Raw genomic sequence first — 17,049 nt, 5'->3', positions numbered from 1 at the left:
GTGTTAGTCGTCGATCAACGACCGCTCCGCGTTGGCGGCGATGAGTGACGCACCGACGACGACGGCAACGGTCGTGACGAGCGGGTTCACGAGGCCGAGGACGGCTGGCGGGATGGCGATCGCGTTGTAGACGAACGCGAGGCCGAGGTTCTGCCGAAGGCGATCCTGCGCGGCCTGCGCCAGCGCGAACGCCCGGTCGACCGCCGCGAGGTCGTTGTCGACGATCGCGACGTCGGCCGCGTCGGCGGCAAGTGCCGTGCCACTGCCCAGTGAGATCCCGAGATCGGCCGCGGCGAGTGCCGGCGCGTCGTTCGTCCCGTCGCCAACCATCGCTACTCGATCATCGATTTTCATCCGCTCGACAGCCGCCGTCTTCCCCTCCGGCGAGACGCCGGCAAAGACGTGGTCGACGGCCGGATGGCGGTCGAAAACGTCGGCTGCCGGTCCGTCGTCGCCGGTCAGGACCACGACGTCCATCCCCGCGTCGTCCAGTGCTGTGACCGTCTCGTCCCACGTCTCGCGGGGTTCGTCACCGACGACGACGACACCTTCCGCGGCCCCGTCTCGCCCGACGACGACCGGGAGGCGGCCTGCGTCCCGCGTGCGCTCGAGTCGTGCCGCGAGGTCGTCGTCGATCGTCCACCCGCGCTCGCGGAAGAGATCGGGATGGCCGACGAGCACCGTTCGCCCGTCGACGGTTCCCTCGACGCCGGTGGCGTGGGTGTGGAAGTCTTGTACCTCTCGCTCACCGGCCGCAGCCGTCCCGCCGTCCGTGCGAGCCACGCCGTCGCCGGTTCCGCTCCCGTCGAACGCCTCGGCGATCGCCGTCGCTGCCGGGTGGGCCGCACGCTGCTCGAGCGCGGCAGCGGCCGTCAGGAGATCGGCGGGCGCATCGGCTTCGAGGACGGACATCTCGCCGGTCGTCAGCGTTCCGGTCTTGTCGAAGACGACGATGTCGACCGCGCGCAGGCGCTCGAAGATCGTCTCATCGAAGACGACGATACCACGCTCGAGGGCTTCCTCGAGGGTCGTTGCGACGGAGTACGGCGTTGCAAAACCGAGCGCCCACGGGCTGGCGACCATGAGGGTCATGAGGACAGCCAGCGCGGTCGTCAGGGTGCTTGCGCCGGCGAAGGCAGTTCCGACGCCGACGACAACCGGGGCCGCGAGGACGATCGGTGCGAGTCGCGCTGCGAGTTCGTCGGCCCGGCGCGTGACGCCGTGATCCGCGCTCTGGACGTTCCAGACGACTCGCATAAGCCGGTCGATGCTGCTGGTCGTCCGCTCGCCGACGTCGACGATCGCCGCGTCAGTCGTGACGATCGAACCGCCGACCACCGCGTCACCCTCGCGTTTCGTGACCGGCAGTGACTCGCCGGTGACCACGGCCTCGTCGACCGCACACTCGCCCTCGGCCAGCCGACCGTCGACGGGGATCCGTTCGCCCTCACGGACGAGGACCTGATCGCCCGACTCGAGGTCGGCGACAGGGATCTCCGTCGTCGAACCGTCGTCGGCGTAGTAGCGAGCCGTATCGACCTGTGAGACGGTGAGATCGGTCAGTCGGTCGGTTGCGCGGCGCTTGACCGTCGCCTCGTAGTAGGTCGCGCCCATCACGACCGACGCGACGACGATCGTCAGGTCGAAGTAAATAGCGCTCCGCCCGAGTCCGGAGACGATGATGCTGAAGACGTACGCGCTGACGATCGTCAACGACGCGAGTAAGTCCGTCGTCGGTCGCCGGAGTTTGAGACTGACGTATGCGCCCCGGAGCAGCGGGCCGCCGGTCAGATAGAGGATCGCCCCGGTCATGATCAGAAACAGCGGTAGATACAGCGGGCCGGTGAACCCCGTAAACGCACCCTCGAAGTGCGAGATCGCGCCCCAGTCGGTGAACTCGGTGAGATACATCGGGTAGAAGACGGCCACGAACGGCAACAGCAGGAACGAGCCGAAGACGATTCCCACGATGTAGCGCATCTCGAGCATGTCCTCCGAGCGGCGCTTCCGGATGCCAGTCATCTCCCGCGAGCGCCGTGTGCCGCCGGTTTCGTCGTCGGCAGTCGCCTCCTCGCGCAGATAGGCCGTGTAGCCGACCGTGCTCAGCGCGTCCTCGAGGGCGGCCGCCGAAACCCGATCCGGATCGTGGTCGACCCGGACCGTCTCGGTGACGTAACTGGCTTCGGCGTCGGTGACGCCCTCGCGGTCCTCGGCGACAGCCTCGAGGAACGCCTCGCAGGTCGCCGAGTGCATGCCGTCGACTCGGAGGAACGTGCTGACAGTGTCGGTGCCGGTGTCGGTGCCGGGATCGGCTGCGGTCGCTCGTTCGGTAGCTGTGCGCTCCCTGTCGGTTCCAGACTCGGCTTGGGCGTCGGCTCCGCGTCCGACCGGTGCGTCGTCATCGCTCGCGTCGAACTCGGCGGCGATATCGCGACAGCCCGTCGAACAGAAGCCACTCGAGACGGGCTCGCCGGCAGTCCGCGAGAGCGGTGACCCACACAGCCGACAGCGGTCGAACTGGTCGTCGCCCGCGCGTCGATCGCTCACGGTAGTAGCTGCACGTTCAACGGCAATAACAGTGGCCGATTTCGACGGCCACCGGCGACAGTCGGCAGTCGCCCCGTTGGCTCATACGGTCTGCTGTACCGATGTCCCGGTGGGCCCGCAGGACGGTCGCAGTTGCGCCGGCACTGACTGACAGGAGTCCGTATCAGGTGGTATCCAGCTCGAGACGCGAGAACGTCCACGACGTGACCGAAGTCGACTCGATGTTGATCCCGTCCGTGAGGTTTCGCGCGAATAGCGTTCGGGACGTCGGTCGGAGCAGCGTCGACAGGGGCGCTCGCGTATCCGGATAGAACCGGAAGCGCAACGGTGTGGGGAGCGTCTCGCCGAACGCCTCGACGTAGCTCCGGTCCGCGAAGTCCTCGAGTGCTGCCACGAGAAGCGCCTCGAGCGCTGCCGCCTCAGTCTCGAGCGTCCGCGGAAGCGTCTCGACGAGTCGCACGTGATCGGCAGCGCTCGAGACGACCAGCGCAGCCACCGGCTCGCCGGCACGACGCGCGACGTAGCTGGTGTACGTCTGGGAAGGGTTGTCGAACCGCCAGCGGTAGAACGCCGCGGTTCGGTTCGCGTGGATCGCATCGGGAATCGAGCGCCGATAGATCGCAGCGAGGGTGTCGGCCGGTGGCGGCGTCGTCCGCTCGATCTCGAGGGTGGACTCGTCGTCGACGAGCAGCCGGTCACAGACTCGATGCGTTGCCGTGACGACATCCCGAAGCGTGTTTGTGACCGCGGCGGCCACGCCCGTCTCGCTCGCTCGCGATCGACGCTGCGCTGTGTGCTGTGTGTCAGTTGCCACTCGCTCGAGGACGCCCGCGGGGTTTTGCGGGCGGTAGTAGGCCGGGACCGTCCCGATCTCGCGCCAGCCGTGCTTGCGATTCCCGCGTTTCGAGTGCTCATTTGGGAAGTTGAAGAAACACGACGGGCGGCCGTCGGTGTAGCGCTCGATGGCCCGTTCGTTCATGCGGTCGAACAGGCCGCGCTTGCGGTGATCCGGGTGGACCATCGTATCGCAGGGCTGGAACGCGGGTAGGATGGTGTCACCGGCACGCAGTTCCTGGGCGAAAAACGAGCGGAAGCCGACGGGGTCGCCATCGTCGCTGGCCACGATGATCGGGACGTGATCGGCAAACGGGTTCTCGCTGAACTTCCAGCGAAACCAGTCGGCGCTTCGCTCGTGTCCGAACACTGTTTCGTACATGGACAGGAACGTCGCTCGATCGGCCAGGTCGAACGCGCGGACGGTGTATTGCGTCGCCGTTCGTGTGGGTGTGCTCATGATCGAGAGCGTCTCACGCCCGAGTACAGGGGACAGCCTGCTGTGTGGACGCGAGCATTCGGTCTCCACCAACCGGCAGAATACTGGTTGGCCCTGAATACGCCGATTCGGCCAGTCGACGAACGTCGTCGGAAGCTGACTATCCGCCAGCGATGGCCCACGGCAGCGGCCACCCTTGACGTTCACACAGCGGTGTCCCATCACCGCCGTTCGATAACGGTCCCGTTCTCACCCACTGCGACCGCTCGATCGCCGGTGGCATCGACTGAGACGGCGAGCAGTGGCTCGGGTGCGACCGTATCAGCTCGTTCCCACTCGGCCATCGGGGTCCGCTCGTGGATCGCGCCGACCGAATCGCAGGCGATCGTCTCTCCTTCACGCCGAGTGAGTCCACAGATCGCCTCGTCACCGACTCGTTCGGGCGTCCACATCAGCCCGTCGTAGCGGTGGACGACGCCGTCGTCAGTACTGACGAAACAGTCGCCTCGCCCCAGCGTCGCGAGGTTCTCGAGCGTCCCACTGGCGCCCACCGGCCCGACGCGAGAAAACGAGTGGCCGCCGTCGGTCGTCTCGAAAACGCCGTCGTTCGTATCACAGCAGTAGCCGACCGACGCGTCAGCCAGCGCAACGCCGCTCAGACTCGAGCCGCTGCCGGGCGTGACGGGGTCGTCCCACGAGAGATCGCCATCGCGATAGCGCCCTCTGAGAACGGCACCGGAGCCGTTGATCAACAAGACCGTCTCGTCGCTGTTTGATCCGCCGACAGCGACCCCGAGCCAGTTGTCGGTGATTCCCGCAGGTGCCGTGTAGTCCGTGTGGCGACCGGTCGCGGCCTCGAGCCGACCGACTGCGCCGCTGTCGCCGGCGACCCAGACGGCCTCGCCATCGACTGTAGCGTCGACCCCATGCAGGTCCTCGCCCGCGGCGGCTGGTCCGTCCTCGAGGGCGATCGACCACTCATGATCTGTGCCGTCGAGGGCCGCTCCGGCGAGAGCCAGCCCGTCTTCACCTACCGCATAGACCGCGTCGGCCGCGGTGACACAGACGTCCCTGAGCGTCGCTTCGGTCGGGGCATCGACGAGAGTCCAGGTGCCGGCGCGCTCGGGTTCGAGGCTCGTCTCGTCGGCTGGCCGCTCGAGCGGCGCCGTCTCCGTGTCCGTCGAACCGTCGCCGGTCACCGCCGTCTCCGCGCTGTCGGCAGTGACGTCGCTCTCGGCCCGGTCGGTCGACGTCCGCCGGAGGTACAGCACGATCGGCGGCACGACGTAGGCGGCGAGCGCGAGAACGGCGAACCCACGGTGGACGATCGTCAGCGTCCCGAAGGCAGTCATACCGGCCGCCGCGACCGCGTGTACCCACGTCTGCGCGTAGTGGCGAAAGAACGGGACGAACCCCTCGACGGACGGCGCGTCGTGTGTAGCCATGGGTCGGCCTCGCAGCGTGTACTTACTATCCGACTGCCGAGCAAAAGCGTGCTGCAAGCACGCTGTGACGGCGTGTGACGGCCGGAGTACACTTCCAGAACCCGTGTAACTCGTCGATCAACACGAGCTGCGTCCGGCCGTCGGCCCGCTCGTACTCGAGGGAGACGAGCTTGCCGACGACGCTTCCCTGACCGTCCACTTCCTCGGCGCGGGCGTCCTCGAGCGGGGAGGCGAACTCGCGAACGCGTTCGACCAGTCGGCGACGATCTTGTTCGCGCTCCCGACAAGCAGCAGGGTTTCCGCGCTGAACGGCCAGACATCGACGGCGTTACCGAGCGCGTTGGCCCCGACGAGTTCGCCGCTTTCGGCGATCGCAGTGACGCTGTCGACGAAGACGTCCGCGGTGACCGCCTCGCATCGCGCTCGTGCTCCTGCATTCTGCGTGACCAACGGAGAGCAGGCGAATACCGGCGATTACCGCTCGGCCCCTGTGCCCGATGGCGCGTGGGTCTCGAGCGAGACGGTGAGGACGCCGTTGTTATAGACGGCTTCACGATCGTCGCCGAAAACGAAGCCGGGCGGAAGGGGCGTGACGGTTCGTTTGACGACACCGCCGTCGCGATCGACCGCGATCCGGAGGCGACGCGCACCGGCCCTGACCGTCACGTCGTCGGCGGGAGTCGGATCGACGTCGACGGTGACGCGAAGCCTGTCAGCGGAGCCGTGGTAAACGATCTGTGTCGGGAACGGAAACGCCGTTTCTGGTGGCGAAGCGGAAGACACACTGCCACGTTCCGACGACGGTCGGAAACGTCCCCGCGTGTACAGATGGCCGCTTCATATCTGGCCGTGGTCACCACTGGCCGGCGTCACGTCGTTCTGTCCGGCAGTATCAGAGATAACCCAGATCCGCGAGCCGCTCTTTCGTCCCCGCGCGCATCTCGACATCCGCATCCGCCGACGCACTCGCCGCCGACGCGCCGGCCGCCTCGAGCGGCTCGAAGCGCTCCGCGAGTCGCCGCCGAAGTGCCTGCATTCGCTGGGACTCGTCGTCGCTGATATCCGTCCGCTCAAGTGGGTCGGTCCGAACGTGGTGGAGCCGCTCGAAGCCGTCGTCGCCGCAGACGTACTTGTACTCGGCCGTACGGACCGCCCGCAAGCGCCGATCGAACGTCTGGACGCGCTTGGGAACCTCGCCAAAGCGGGTCTCGAGGCGATCGATCGAGGGCTGGGGGGCAACGTACTCCGCGAAGACCGCGTCGCGGGCGTCGTCGCTCGAGGCAGGGTGGAACGATCGGCTCGACCACTGCTCACGCAGATCGGGATCGTCGACGCCGGCCGTCTCGAGCAGCGTCGCGGGGAGATCGAGTAGTTGAACGAGGTCGTGGCGTCGCCCGCCGTCGGTGAAGGGACCACCACAGAACACCAGCGGGACGTTGAGTACCGTGTCGTAGAGGTTGTACTGGTGACCGAAAAAGCCGTGCTCGCCGATATGCTCGCCGTGGTCGCCACAGACGACGAACAGGGTGTCCTCCCACTCGCCGACGTCCTCGAGGGTAGTCCGAAGTCGGCCGAGTTGGTGGTCGACGTAGGCCAGTTCCGCGCGATAGAGGCCCCGGAGCATGGCGAATTCGTGATCCGAGAGGTCGTACTCCTCGCAGTCGTAGGCACGGGGGTCCTGTTTGATCGCGGTCGCGTCCTCGTAGCTGGCGCCGTCGGGGAGGAACCGCTCGGCGTACTCCTTTGGGGGGTCGTACTCGACGTGGGGCTCGATGAAGTTACAGAACAGGAAAAACGGCCGGTCGCCGTCTCGACTGCCGAGCCAGTCGGCGATCCAGTCGCTTGCCCGGTCAGCGCCGTCGTCGCCCGACGGCTGTACGAACTCGCTGTAGAGGACGTTGGCGGCGTTGACCAGCGGATTGCCGTCGAAAAGTCGGTTTCGCGTCGCCGTGAGCTTCTCCCGGAGGTTCTCACCGCGAACCACGGCCCCCATGTCGGCGTCGGACTGGATGTACTGCCAGCCCTTGCGAAGGTCGTCGAACCCGCGGTCGAAGCCGAACTCCCCGGTGATCCAGGTATTGTTCGAGACGCCGACCGTCTCGAATCCTGTATCGGCGAACGCCTCGGGCAGTGTTCGCAGGTCGCCGTCGAGATAGGTGTGTCCGCCGTGGGTGCCGTGCTCTGAGGGGTACGTCCCGGTGAAGATCGATGCGTGAGAGGGCAGGGTCCAGGGCGCGGTCGCAAAGGCGTTCTCGAAGGCAGTTCCCGCCTCGGCCAGATCCGCCAGCGTCGGCATCGGTTTCGAATCGACGCTTTTCGCTCGAGCCGTATCGAGAACGACGAGAACGACGTTCCGCACAGTGCTATGTGACTCGTCGTCACGTCCGTTGTACTCCGGCATAGGAGAGTACTCCACGACAGACAGGGAAGGTCGTCATCCCGGAACATGCAGGGTGCAAATCGAAGAAATCATCCGTTACCGGAACGGAAACCGACGATATCGGCAGTGTATGATATCGAGTAGCTCTGCCCGCAGTCGCCATCGGATCGCGTGCTCTGGTATTCGCCACCGTCGGCACAGCAGGTAGTCACCTGCCAGTCAAATATTCATCCCGCTGTGGCGCGTACGCCCGGCAGCATTCCAATGACTCCACACACCGATCACGATGCGACGACGGACGTCCCGACGAGCGAGGGCGACGACCTCGAGCGCCAGTGAGCCGAGCTACTGCGAACGAGTGGGCGATTCCCGGACGAGTTCACCGACGTGGTCCGAGCGATACAGGACCGGTGCCGTGACGAACGCGGCGGCGGCCAGTCCGAGGAGGCCGCTCCCGGCGATCACTGGCACGGCCCAGTATGAGAGCGTGACGGCAGCGAGCCCGACGACGACGAGGGTCGCGACGGTTGCTCTGGCGATCAGCGGCCGGCTGGTTCGGATCGGCCCGTTACCGGCCTCGAGATCGCGAACGAGGACGGCGAGTTGCCAGCCGGCAAACGCGCCCAGTGACGTCCCGAACAACAGGACGGCATCGGGATCCGTCCGGGCCGGTACGAGCGAGAGCACAGCGACGCCGAGCGCGAGCGCGAATCCGACCGTGCCACGGCGGTCCGGATACCGATCGAAGAGTCCGGCCGCGAGCAACAGGAACACCAGCGCGACGACGACGCCGGCCACCACGTCGACGAGGTAGTGGACGCCGAGCGCGACGCGGGAGAAACTGACGGCCGTGACGATCCCCGCCGCGCCGAGGTATCGCTGCCGGCGCGTCCCGATCGAGAGGTACTCGGCCAGACTCAGATAGACGACCGTCGACATGAGGGCGTGGCCACTCGGGAAGCCGTAGCCGGTCGCCGTCGCAGTGGCCCGATACAGCGGGTGGACCGTCTCCGGCAGCGTCTCGACGGCCACGAGTACCCGGTCGGGCCGCGAGAGCGCGAAGACCTCTTTCAGGCCCGTGATCAGCGAGAGCCCGGCCAGCGTCACCCCGAGGACGGTCGCGGCTTCGTCACGGCGGTCCGGCACCGCCGCCCAGTAGACGACCCCGACGAGGAATCCGAGAAACCACACGTCGCCGAGCTGGGTCACCAGCCCGAGCAGCACGACACTCCAGTCGGGGGCGACCGCACGAAACGAGTCGAACCAGCCGATCCCGCGAGTCATGTCCTACGCTACGGACGACGTGATACATAAACGGTTTCCGTGGCCGCGATGGCTGCAACACCGATCTGGTAGCCAACGAAGAGAGTCACCGGAACGCGGGAAAACCCTCATCTCCGCGTCACCTGTAGCCTTCTGGGACGCCGGCCGTCGGCGTGGTGTCCGGCCCAATGAGCGAAACAACCGAGCCCGAACCCGAGCACGAGCGCATCGATCCGGAGTACGACCACCGTCGCGAGGAGGGCGTCGACGAGGCCGCACTCGAGGCCCTGCTTTCCGAGTACGCGATCGGGCGCGACGACCACGAGAACGCACCCGCCTTCGTAATCCGCCCGGACGAGGTCCAGGAAGTGGTACGCCTGTTGCGCGACGAGGCGGGGTTTGACCACCTCACATGTCTCACGTCCCAGCAGTATGAGGACCGGTATGAGTCGCTCATCCACATGACGAAGTACGACCAGCGCACTCACGAGGTGACGCTGGTCGTCCCACTGCCGACGGATGACCCGGTCTGTGAGTCGGCCGAACCAGTCTTTCGCACCGCCGACTGGCACGAACGCGAGGCCTTCGACCTCGTCGGCATCGAATACGACGGCCATCCCGACCTCCGGCGGATCCTCCTCCCCGAATCGTGGCAGGGTCATCCGCTGGCACTGGACTACGATCAGAACAAGCCACAGGTCGTCCGGTATGCCGAACACGCGAACCCGCTGCAGGACGACCGACATCTCCACGAGTCGGACACGATGTTGCTCAATATCGGGCCCCACCACCCCGCGACCCACGGCGTGCTCCACCTCGAGACGGTGTTAGACGGCGAGTCGGTCGCGAACGTCGTGCCCGACATCGGCTATCTCCACCGCTGTGAGGAACAGATGTGCCAGCAGGGAACCTACCGACATCAGATCATCCCCTACTCGAACCGCTGGGACTACACGGCGAACCTCCCAAACGAGTGGGCGGTCGCCCGCGCGATCGAGGACCTCGCCGACATCGAGGTGCCAGCCTACGCGCAGGTCCTGCGGACGATGGCGACCGAGTTCGGGCGCATGCTCGGGCACTTCCTCGCCGTCTCGACGTTCGCACTGGACGTCTACGGCGACTTCACCGCCATCTTCCAGTACGGCATGCGCGACCGCGAGGTCGTCCAGGACATCTTGGAGGATCTGACCGGCCAGCGAATGATGTTCTACTACTTCCGGCTGGGTGGTGTCTGCTGGGACCTGCCCGAACCCCGCGAGGAGTTCGTCGAGAAGTGCCGAGACTTCTTGGACGAACTCCCCGCGAAGGTCGACGAGTACCACGACCTACTGACCGGCAACGAGATCTTCCAGATTCGGACGCTCGACACCGGGGTTCTCGAGCCCGAAGTCGCCAAGGACTACGGCTGTACCGGCCCGGTCGCTCGCGGGTCGGGGATCGACTACGACCTCCGGCGGGACGATCCCTACGGCTACTACGACAATCTGGAGTGGAACGTCGTCACCGAAGACAGTTGTGACAACCACGCGCGGGTGCTCGTCCGGCTGCGCGAGGTCGAGGAGTCCGCAAAGATCATCGAGCAGTGTCTCGACTTGCTCGAGGACTGGCCCGAAGACGAGCGGACGGTCCAGAGCAACGTCCCGCGAACGCTGAAACCTGACGCGGGGACCGAGACCTACCGCGCCGTCGAGAGCGCGAAAGGAGAACTCGGGATCTACATCCGCACGGACGGCTCGAACTCGCCGGCCCGGTTCAAGATTCGGAGTCCGTGTTTCCACAACCTCGCGGCGCTGCCCGAGATGGCCGAAGGCGAGTACGTTGCGGACCTGGTCGCCTCGCTTGGCAGTCTCGACATCGTACTGGGAAGCGTCGACCGCTGAACGTGTGTGGTCGGCCGACTCGGTGTTCGCCGGCGGGTTCGTCACCAGTAGCGGAAATAATCTCTCGAATCTGCGACGGATTCGATAACCGTTAACTGTGGCGACGTTCGGAACCAGCATATATGTCGATCGATGGATGGCGGCCGACCGCCGAGACCGTGACCGGTCGCTGGTCGGCGCTGGAACGCGACTGGAAGAGCGTTATCGTCGGCGGAGCGATCGTCGCACTGGTCAGCGCACTCGAGTTGCAGATCCCCTGGTGACGAGATGGCCATCCGTCGTCTCCTGCCGGGCGTGTTCGCTCTCTGTCTCGGCGCACTGCTAGCGCGGGGACTCGCACTGTCACTTGGCGTCAACAACCTGCTGCTCGCTATCGCACTCGGCGTCGTCGCGACCAACGTCGTCGGCATGCCAGCGCGACTCGAGCCCGGGATTGGGACACACAAGCTGTGGCTCGGTGCCGGAATCGTCCTCATGGGCGCGTCGATCTCGGTCGAGACTGTCCTCGAGGTTGGCGGCCGCGTCTTCCTCGTCGTGATCGCGGTTGCGACGCTTACACTCATCGTCGTGGAACTGCTCGCGCGAAACGTCTTCGGGCTGGCCGAACGGCTGGGCTCGCTGCTCGCAGCCGGAGCGAGTATCTGTGGCGTCTCGGCAGTCGTCGCGGTCGCCGGTGCCGTCAGCGCGCGCGAAGAACAGGTCGCCTATGCGGCGGCGACAGTGCTGTTGTTCGATGCGATCACGATCGCCGTCTATCCGATCGTCGGTGATCTGCTCGCCCTGCCGAGTACTGTCTTTGGGATCTGGGCCGGCGTCAGTATGTTCTCGACGGGGCCAGTCGTCGCGGTCGGCTTTGCCCACTCGGAGGTTGCCGGCCAGTGGGCGACGATGACGAAGCTCTCGCGCAACGCCCTGATCGGCGTCGTCGTCCTCGCGTACGCGAGCTACTACGCCCGAGCCGGTGACGGCGATACGCCCTCCGTGCGGACCCTCTGGGCGGAGTTTCCGAAGTTCGTCGTCGGCTTTCTCGCACTCGCCGCGGTCTCGAGTCTCGGCGTCTTCTCGACGGCCCAGCAGGCCTCGCTCGAGCATGCGTACAACTGGCTGTTCCTGCTGGCGTTCGTCGGCCTCGGCACGGAGATCCAACTCGGTGAACTCCGCCAGACCGGGGTCATGCCTGCGTTCGTCGTCTTGCTATCGTTGCTCATCGCCAGCAGCCTCTCGCTTTTGATCCTGCTCGTGCTCTTCTAGGCCAGTCTGACTCTCCAGTGCACCTGTGCGGTCGATTCCTGTCGAAGGCCGAGGAAATATTTGCGACAGGGTGTAAGACGGATCGAGACCCCCGTTCGAACCACGAGCGCCGCCATCGACGCCACGGAACTTACTTGACGGTGAGCGCGCAATGGACCGGCATATGTCCAACGGAGAGTTCGAAGGATACGGTGGACGATACGTCCCCGAGCCGCTTCAGGAGCCGCTCGAGCAACTGGCGACGGCCTACGACGACGTTGCCGCAAGCGAGGCGTTCCAGTCGGAACTGCGTGGTCTCCTCGAGGAGTTCGCCGGCCGTCCGAGTCCGCTGTACTACGCACGCAATCTCAGCGAGCGCTACGGTGCCGAGATCTATCTCAAGCGCGAGGATCTGCTGCATGGCGGCGCACACAAGGTCAACAACGCGCTCGGACAGGCTCTGCTCGCGAAAAAGGCAGGCCGCGAGCGACTGATCGCCGAGACCGGGGCTGGCCAGCACGGCACCGCGACGGCGATGGTCGGCGCTTTACTCAACCTCGAGACGGAGATCTACATGGGGAAAAAGGACATCGAGCGCCAGGAGATGAACGTCTTCCGGATGCGCCTGATGGGTGCAGAGGTCAACGAGGTCACCCGCGGCGACGAAGGGCTCGCTGAGGCTGTCGACGCCGCGCTCGAGGACTTCGCCGAAAACGTCGACGACACCCACTATCTGGTCGGCAGCGTCGTCGGCCCCGATCCGTTCCCGCGGATGGTCCGGGACTTCCAGTCGGTCATTGGCGAGGAAGCCCGCGAGCAGATCCTCGATCGAACCGGCGAGTTGCCCGACGCTGCGGTCGCCTGCGTCGGCGGCGGCTCGAACGCGATCGGGCTCTTTCATGCCTTCCGCGATGACGACGAGGTCGCGTTCTACGGCGCCGAGGGCGGCGGGAAAGGGACCGATTCGACACAACACGCTGCGCCGCTCGCGGACGGGAAAGACGAGGTCCTCCACGGGATGAAAACGCGAGTCATCGACGACGACGTCGAGGTCCACTCCGTCTCGGCGGGACTGGACTACCCCGGTGCTGGCCCCGAACACGCCATGTATCGGGCCGTCGGCCGCTGTGAGTACACGGGCGTCACCGACGACGAGGCGCTGGCTGCGTTCCGCGAACTGAGCGAAACCGAGGGCATTATCCCAGCGCTCGAGTCGAGCCATGCGATCGCTCGCGCGATCGAGTTGGCCGAAGCAGGCGAACACGACACGATCCTCGTGAATCTCTCGGGGCGTGGTGACAAGGACATGGAGACGGCGGCCGCGAAGTTCGATCTCTAGATCGCTTTCGTCACCCAGCCAACGAGATCGGTCCACATTCGAGGATCGTGTCCTGTCTCAAAGCAGCGTTCGAACCTGCGCCGTCAGTGCTGCCGCCTCGTCGGGATCGAGTTCGCGTCGCGCCAGCGAGAGCGAAACGTTGTCGTCCGCAAACCGGGGCACGAGATGGACGTGTGCGTGATCGACGGTACCGACCAGCGGCCCGGTCGTATGGAAGGTGCTGAACCCATCGGGTTCGAGGACGGCCTCGAGCGCGCTGGCGACGGTCCGAACGGTCTCGAAGACGGCTGCCGCGCCTGGGTCGTCACTCGTCAAGACGTCCGCTACGTGGGCACGCGGCGCGACGAGCGTGTGGCCCCTCGTGGCCGGATTGCGATAGAGAAAGGCAATCGTCCACTCGTCCTCGTAGAGGACGTGTGCCGACCGGCCGCCGCCAGCGAGTCGGCAGAACTCACAGCGATCATCCATAGCCGTATTCTCTCTCACGTCGACATATAGGTACCTCTACACAGCGGCTTTGCTACCGAACGCCACTGATGGTGACGCTACTGCCCGTGAATGTCCAATGTACGTGTTGTATCCGGGAGTATTACAGAAGTCCGTGGTCGTCCTGCAGCATCCGGTACTGCTCGAGATACTGCTCGGCCACTGCCGACCGATCGTAGTCGGCGAACCGATCCTCATACGTGCGGTCCTCGAGATCGCCCGCCGCAAGGATGGCTTCGGCCAGTTCGTCCTCGCTGGTGGTCCGAAAGCCCCGCTCCCAGCCCTCGACGAGTTCGTGGGCGCTCGAGTTCGCGTGGTACTCGACGATCCCGACACAGCCCGATGCAAGTGCCCACAGCATCTCCGTCGGGAAGACACAGCGTTCGGCCGTCTGGGCGAAGACGTGTGCGCCGCGGTAGGCCGCGATCCGCTCGTCGAGGTCGAGGTCGCCGACGAACTGCACCCGATCGTCGATACGGAGGTCGCTCGCGAGGTCTTCGTAGGCGTCACGTTCGGGCCCGTCGCCGATAACGGTCGTCTGCCAGTCGCGATCCCGGAGCTCGGCCAGCCCCAACAGCAGGCTCTCGAGGTTGGCCCCGTCATCGAGGCGACGCGCGTAGATCACATCGACGTCCTCGCCCGGGTCGACATCCTGAATCCGATCGTAGTCGATCGGGTTCGGAATGCTATCGACGACGTTACCGTCGGCACCGATCTCTTGGGTCCACGTCGAGACGAGTTCCGACGGGGTGATGATCCCATCCGGTCGACCAGCCGCAAGCCGCGTCCAGCGCGTCTCTGGAACGCCGTCGTCGCCGTACCACTCGAGGACCAGTGGCGTCCGCGCAAGCGCCGCTCCCGCGCGAGCTGCGAGCACCTGACGTGGTGGCTGTGCGCTGGCGTGGATCACGTCCGGCTTCGCAGCCGCAAGCACGAACGGCAAGCGAGCGAGAAACGAGCTGTGGGCGTCCGACCCGTCGACGACCGCGTGGTAGGTAATCCCCTCGCGCTCGAGAGTTGCTCCCTCATCGGCCCAGAAATCGGCACAGTAACAGTGGACGTCGTGGCCTCGCTGTGCGAGTAACTCGAGAATCGTCCGGAACCGCTGGTTCGTCTCGCTATCGCGGTGATGGACCGTTTCGAACGAGACGAACGCGAGTCGCATATTCGGCCGCCACGTAGTCCCGGGCTATAAAGTCACTTTTTTCATTCTATCCGACGGCCGTTTTCGGGGCCACACACTGTCTCCCTCGAGCGGCCGACCGGTGACACTGGCCGGGTCCAGGGCTGCCGCGACCGAAATGACTACCGACTCGAGTCCGTACGCCTCTGGCATGGGAAGCTACGACATCGAGCGCTATCTCAACGTCCGCAGCGCCTACGGCGCATCGTTCGGTCCCGACGGCGAACGGCTCTCTTTCCTGATGGACACGACCGGCACCGCGCAGGTCTGGACGCTCGAGACCCCCCGCGGCTGGCCCGAACAGCGGACCTTCTACGACGAGCGGGTGACCTTCGCCTCGTGGTCGCCCGAACGACCGGAACTGATCTTCGGGATGGACGAAGGCGGCAACGAGCGCGCCCAACTCTTTAGACTCGACGCCGAGACCGGCGAAATACAGAATCTGACCGCGATGCCCGACGCGAAACACCGGTGGGGCGGCTGGAGCCACGACGGCGACCGCTTTGCCTTCACCTCGAATCGCCGCGACGAGTCCGTCTTCGACATCTACGTGCAGGGCCGCGACGAAACCGGCGAGGACGCAACGCTCGTCTACGAGGGCGACGGCTGGCTCTCGCTTGCCGGCTGGAGCCCCGACGATTCCCGCCTGCTCGTCTCGCAGGCCTATTCCAACTTCGATCAGGACCTGTACGTCCTCGATCTCGAGGACGACGCCGACGAGCGCGAACTCGAGCACTTGACGCCCCACGACGGCGATGTCCGCTATCAGAGCGCGAGCTGGGCTCCCGACGGCGAGGGGATCTATCTCGTCACCGACAAGGGTGATGCCGACACCCTGTATCTGGCCTATCTCGATCTTGAGACGCGCGACCTCGAGACTGTCATCGACGGGGAGGGATGGAACGTCGACGGGATCGCGCTGGACGACGAAACCGGTCGCTTCGTCTGCTCGCGAAACGTCGAGGGCTACACCAAGCTGACAGTCGGCGAGTTCGACATCGACAATCCCACCGACTACGAGGCGTTCCCTGAACCCGACCTACCGGGTGGCATCTCTGGCGGCGTGAGTTTCGACCCCGATGCAGAGCGGTTTGCCCTGTCGACTACTGGCGATACGGTCAACACGAACGTCTTCGTTGTCGACATCGAGGAACTCCGTTCCTCGGGCAGTGCGACGGAGTCGCACGATCTCGAGACCAGTGCGACCGAGCGCTGGACCGACGCGCCGACCGCGGGTATTCCCCGCGAGACGTTCGACGAGTCCGACCTTGTCCACGTCGAGAGCTTTGATGGGCTCGAGGTTCCCGGCTTTTTGACCTTGCCGGACGACCACGAGGAGGGACAGACGCCGGTCATCGTCGACATCCACGGCGGCCCCGAGAGCCAGCGCCGGCCCTCTTTCTCGAGTGTCAAACAGTACTTCCTCGACCGCGGGTACGCCTACTTCGAGCCGAACGTGCGCGGCTCGTCGGGCTACGGAGCCGACTACGCGGCGCTCGACGACGTCGAGAAACGAATGGACTCGGTCGCAGACATCGAGGCCTGCGTCGAGTGGCTGCAGGACCATCCTGCGATCGATCCCGACCGAATCGCCGCCAAGGGTGGGTCCTACGGCGGGTTCATGGTGCTGGCGGCGCTGACCGAGTACCCCGACCTCTGGGCTGCCGGAATCGACGTCGTCGGCATCGCTAACTTCGTCACGTTCCTCGAGAACACCGGCGACTGGCGGCGCGCGCTTCGCGAGGCCGAGTACGGCTCGCTCGCCGAGGATCGCGACTTTCTCGAGGAAATCTCGCCGATCAACAACGTCGAGCAGATCGAAGCGCCGCTGTTCGTTCTTCACGGCGAAAACGACCCTCGCGTGCCGGTCGGCGAAGCCGAACAGATCGTCGAGGAAGTCCGTGACCACGGCGTGCCCGTCCGGAAACTGATCTTCGACGACGAAGGCCACGGCTTCTCGAAGCTCGCGAATCGCATCGAAGCCTATTCGGAAATCGCCGACTTCCTCGACGAACACGTCTGA

At 65.5% G+C, this 17,049-nt stretch carries 14 protein-coding genes; 5 read left to right on the top strand and 9 right to left on the bottom strand.

Annotated features, from left to right (window positions below; genetic code table 11):
* Positions 1-3 precede the first annotated feature (3 nt).
* From C476_RS06835 to C476_RS06805, 7 genes are all read right to left on the bottom strand, one after another.
* A complete protein-coding gene (locus C476_RS06835) occupies positions 4-2,547 on the bottom strand; it encodes a heavy metal translocating P-type ATPase (RefSeq protein ID WP_008011250.1) in 2,544 nt (847 codons plus the stop codon).
* A 163-nt stretch (positions 2,548-2,710) separates the two neighbouring features.
* A complete protein-coding gene (locus C476_RS06830; RefSeq protein ID WP_008011248.1) occupies positions 2,711-3,841 on the bottom strand; it encodes a GNAT family N-acetyltransferase in 1,131 nt (376 codons plus the stop codon).
* A 200-nt stretch (positions 3,842-4,041) separates the two neighbouring features.
* Entirely contained in the window at positions 4,042-5,265 is a 1,224-nt protein-coding gene (locus C476_RS06825) for a WD40/YVTN/BNR-like repeat-containing protein (protein WP_008011246.1), read from the bottom strand.
* Between the two features lie 117 nt (positions 5,266-5,382).
* Positions 5,383-5,715 (bottom strand): LUD domain-containing protein, encoded by a 333-nt coding sequence (locus C476_RS06820; protein WP_241430478.1) that lies wholly within the window; start codon positions 5,713-5,715, stop codon positions 5,383-5,385.
* 24 nt (positions 5,716-5,739) lie between these two features.
* Positions 5,740-6,048 carry an Hsp20/alpha crystallin family protein gene (locus C476_RS06815; protein ID WP_008011244.1) on the bottom strand — a complete coding sequence of 103 codons (309 nt, stop codon included), beginning with the start codon at positions 6,046-6,048 and terminating at the stop codon, positions 5,740-5,742.
* A gap of 109 nt (positions 6,049-6,157) precedes the next feature.
* Positions 6,158-7,666: a sulfatase gene (locus tag C476_RS06810; protein WP_008011242.1), complete on the bottom strand. Its 1,509-nt coding sequence runs from the start codon at positions 7,664-7,666 to the stop codon at positions 6,158-6,160.
* A gap of 324 nt (positions 7,667-7,990) precedes the next feature.
* Complete coding sequence (locus C476_RS06805; protein WP_008011240.1) at positions 7,991-8,929, bottom strand: phosphatase PAP2 family protein; 939 nt, start codon at positions 8,927-8,929, stop codon at positions 7,991-7,993.
* Between the two features lie 167 nt (positions 8,930-9,096).
* Here C476_RS06805 and C476_RS06800 point away from each other — a divergent pair, with 167 nt between their 5' ends.
* The 4 genes from C476_RS06800 to trpB all read left to right on the top strand — a co-directional run bounded on the left by C476_RS06800 (position 9,097) and on the right by trpB (position 13,357).
* Complete coding sequence (locus C476_RS06800) at positions 9,097-10,788, top strand: NADH-quinone oxidoreductase subunit D (RefSeq protein WP_008011238.1); 1,692 nt, start codon at positions 9,097-9,099, stop codon at positions 10,786-10,788.
* Between the two features lie 122 nt (positions 10,789-10,910).
* A complete protein-coding gene (locus tag C476_RS18905; protein ID WP_008011236.1) occupies positions 10,911-11,051 on the top strand; it encodes a hypothetical protein in 141 nt (46 codons plus the stop codon).
* Between the two features lie 4 nt (positions 11,052-11,055).
* Positions 11,056-12,039 carry a YeiH family protein gene (locus C476_RS06795; RefSeq protein WP_008011235.1) on the top strand — a complete coding sequence of 328 codons (984 nt, stop codon included), beginning with the start codon at positions 11,056-11,058 and terminating at the stop codon, positions 12,037-12,039.
* Positions 12,040-12,202: 163 nt separating this feature from the next.
* The gene (trpB, locus tag C476_RS06790) at positions 12,203-13,357 is read left to right on the top strand and encodes a tryptophan synthase subunit beta (RefSeq protein ID WP_008011233.1); all 1,155 of its coding nucleotides are present in this window, start codon (positions 12,203-12,205) and stop codon (positions 13,355-13,357) included.
* Between the two features lie 57 nt (positions 13,358-13,414).
* On the opposite strand, the gene C476_RS06785 is transcribed toward trpB, so the two are convergent.
* Positions 13,415-13,825, bottom strand: coding sequence for an HIT family protein (locus tag C476_RS06785; RefSeq protein ID WP_008011231.1), 411 nt, complete (start codon positions 13,823-13,825; stop codon positions 13,415-13,417).
* Between the two features lie 121 nt (positions 13,826-13,946).
* Positions 13,947-15,008 (bottom strand): glycosyltransferase family 4 protein, encoded by a 1,062-nt coding sequence (locus C476_RS06780; protein ID WP_008011228.1) that lies wholly within the window; start codon positions 15,006-15,008, stop codon positions 13,947-13,949.
* 169 nt (positions 15,009-15,177) lie between these two features.
* Here C476_RS06780 and C476_RS06775 point away from each other — a divergent pair, with 169 nt between their 5' ends.
* Positions 15,178-17,049 carry a S9 family peptidase gene (locus tag C476_RS06775; protein ID WP_008011227.1) on the top strand — a complete coding sequence of 624 codons (1,872 nt, stop codon included), beginning with the start codon at positions 15,178-15,180 and terminating at the stop codon, positions 17,047-17,049.

The sequence above is a fragment of the Natrinema limicola JCM 13563 genome (assembly GCF_000337475.1).
Lineage (GTDB): Archaea > Halobacteriota > Halobacteria > Halobacteriales > Natrialbaceae > Natrinema > Natrinema limicola.
This window is presented reverse-complemented; position numbering and strand designations above follow the sequence as displayed.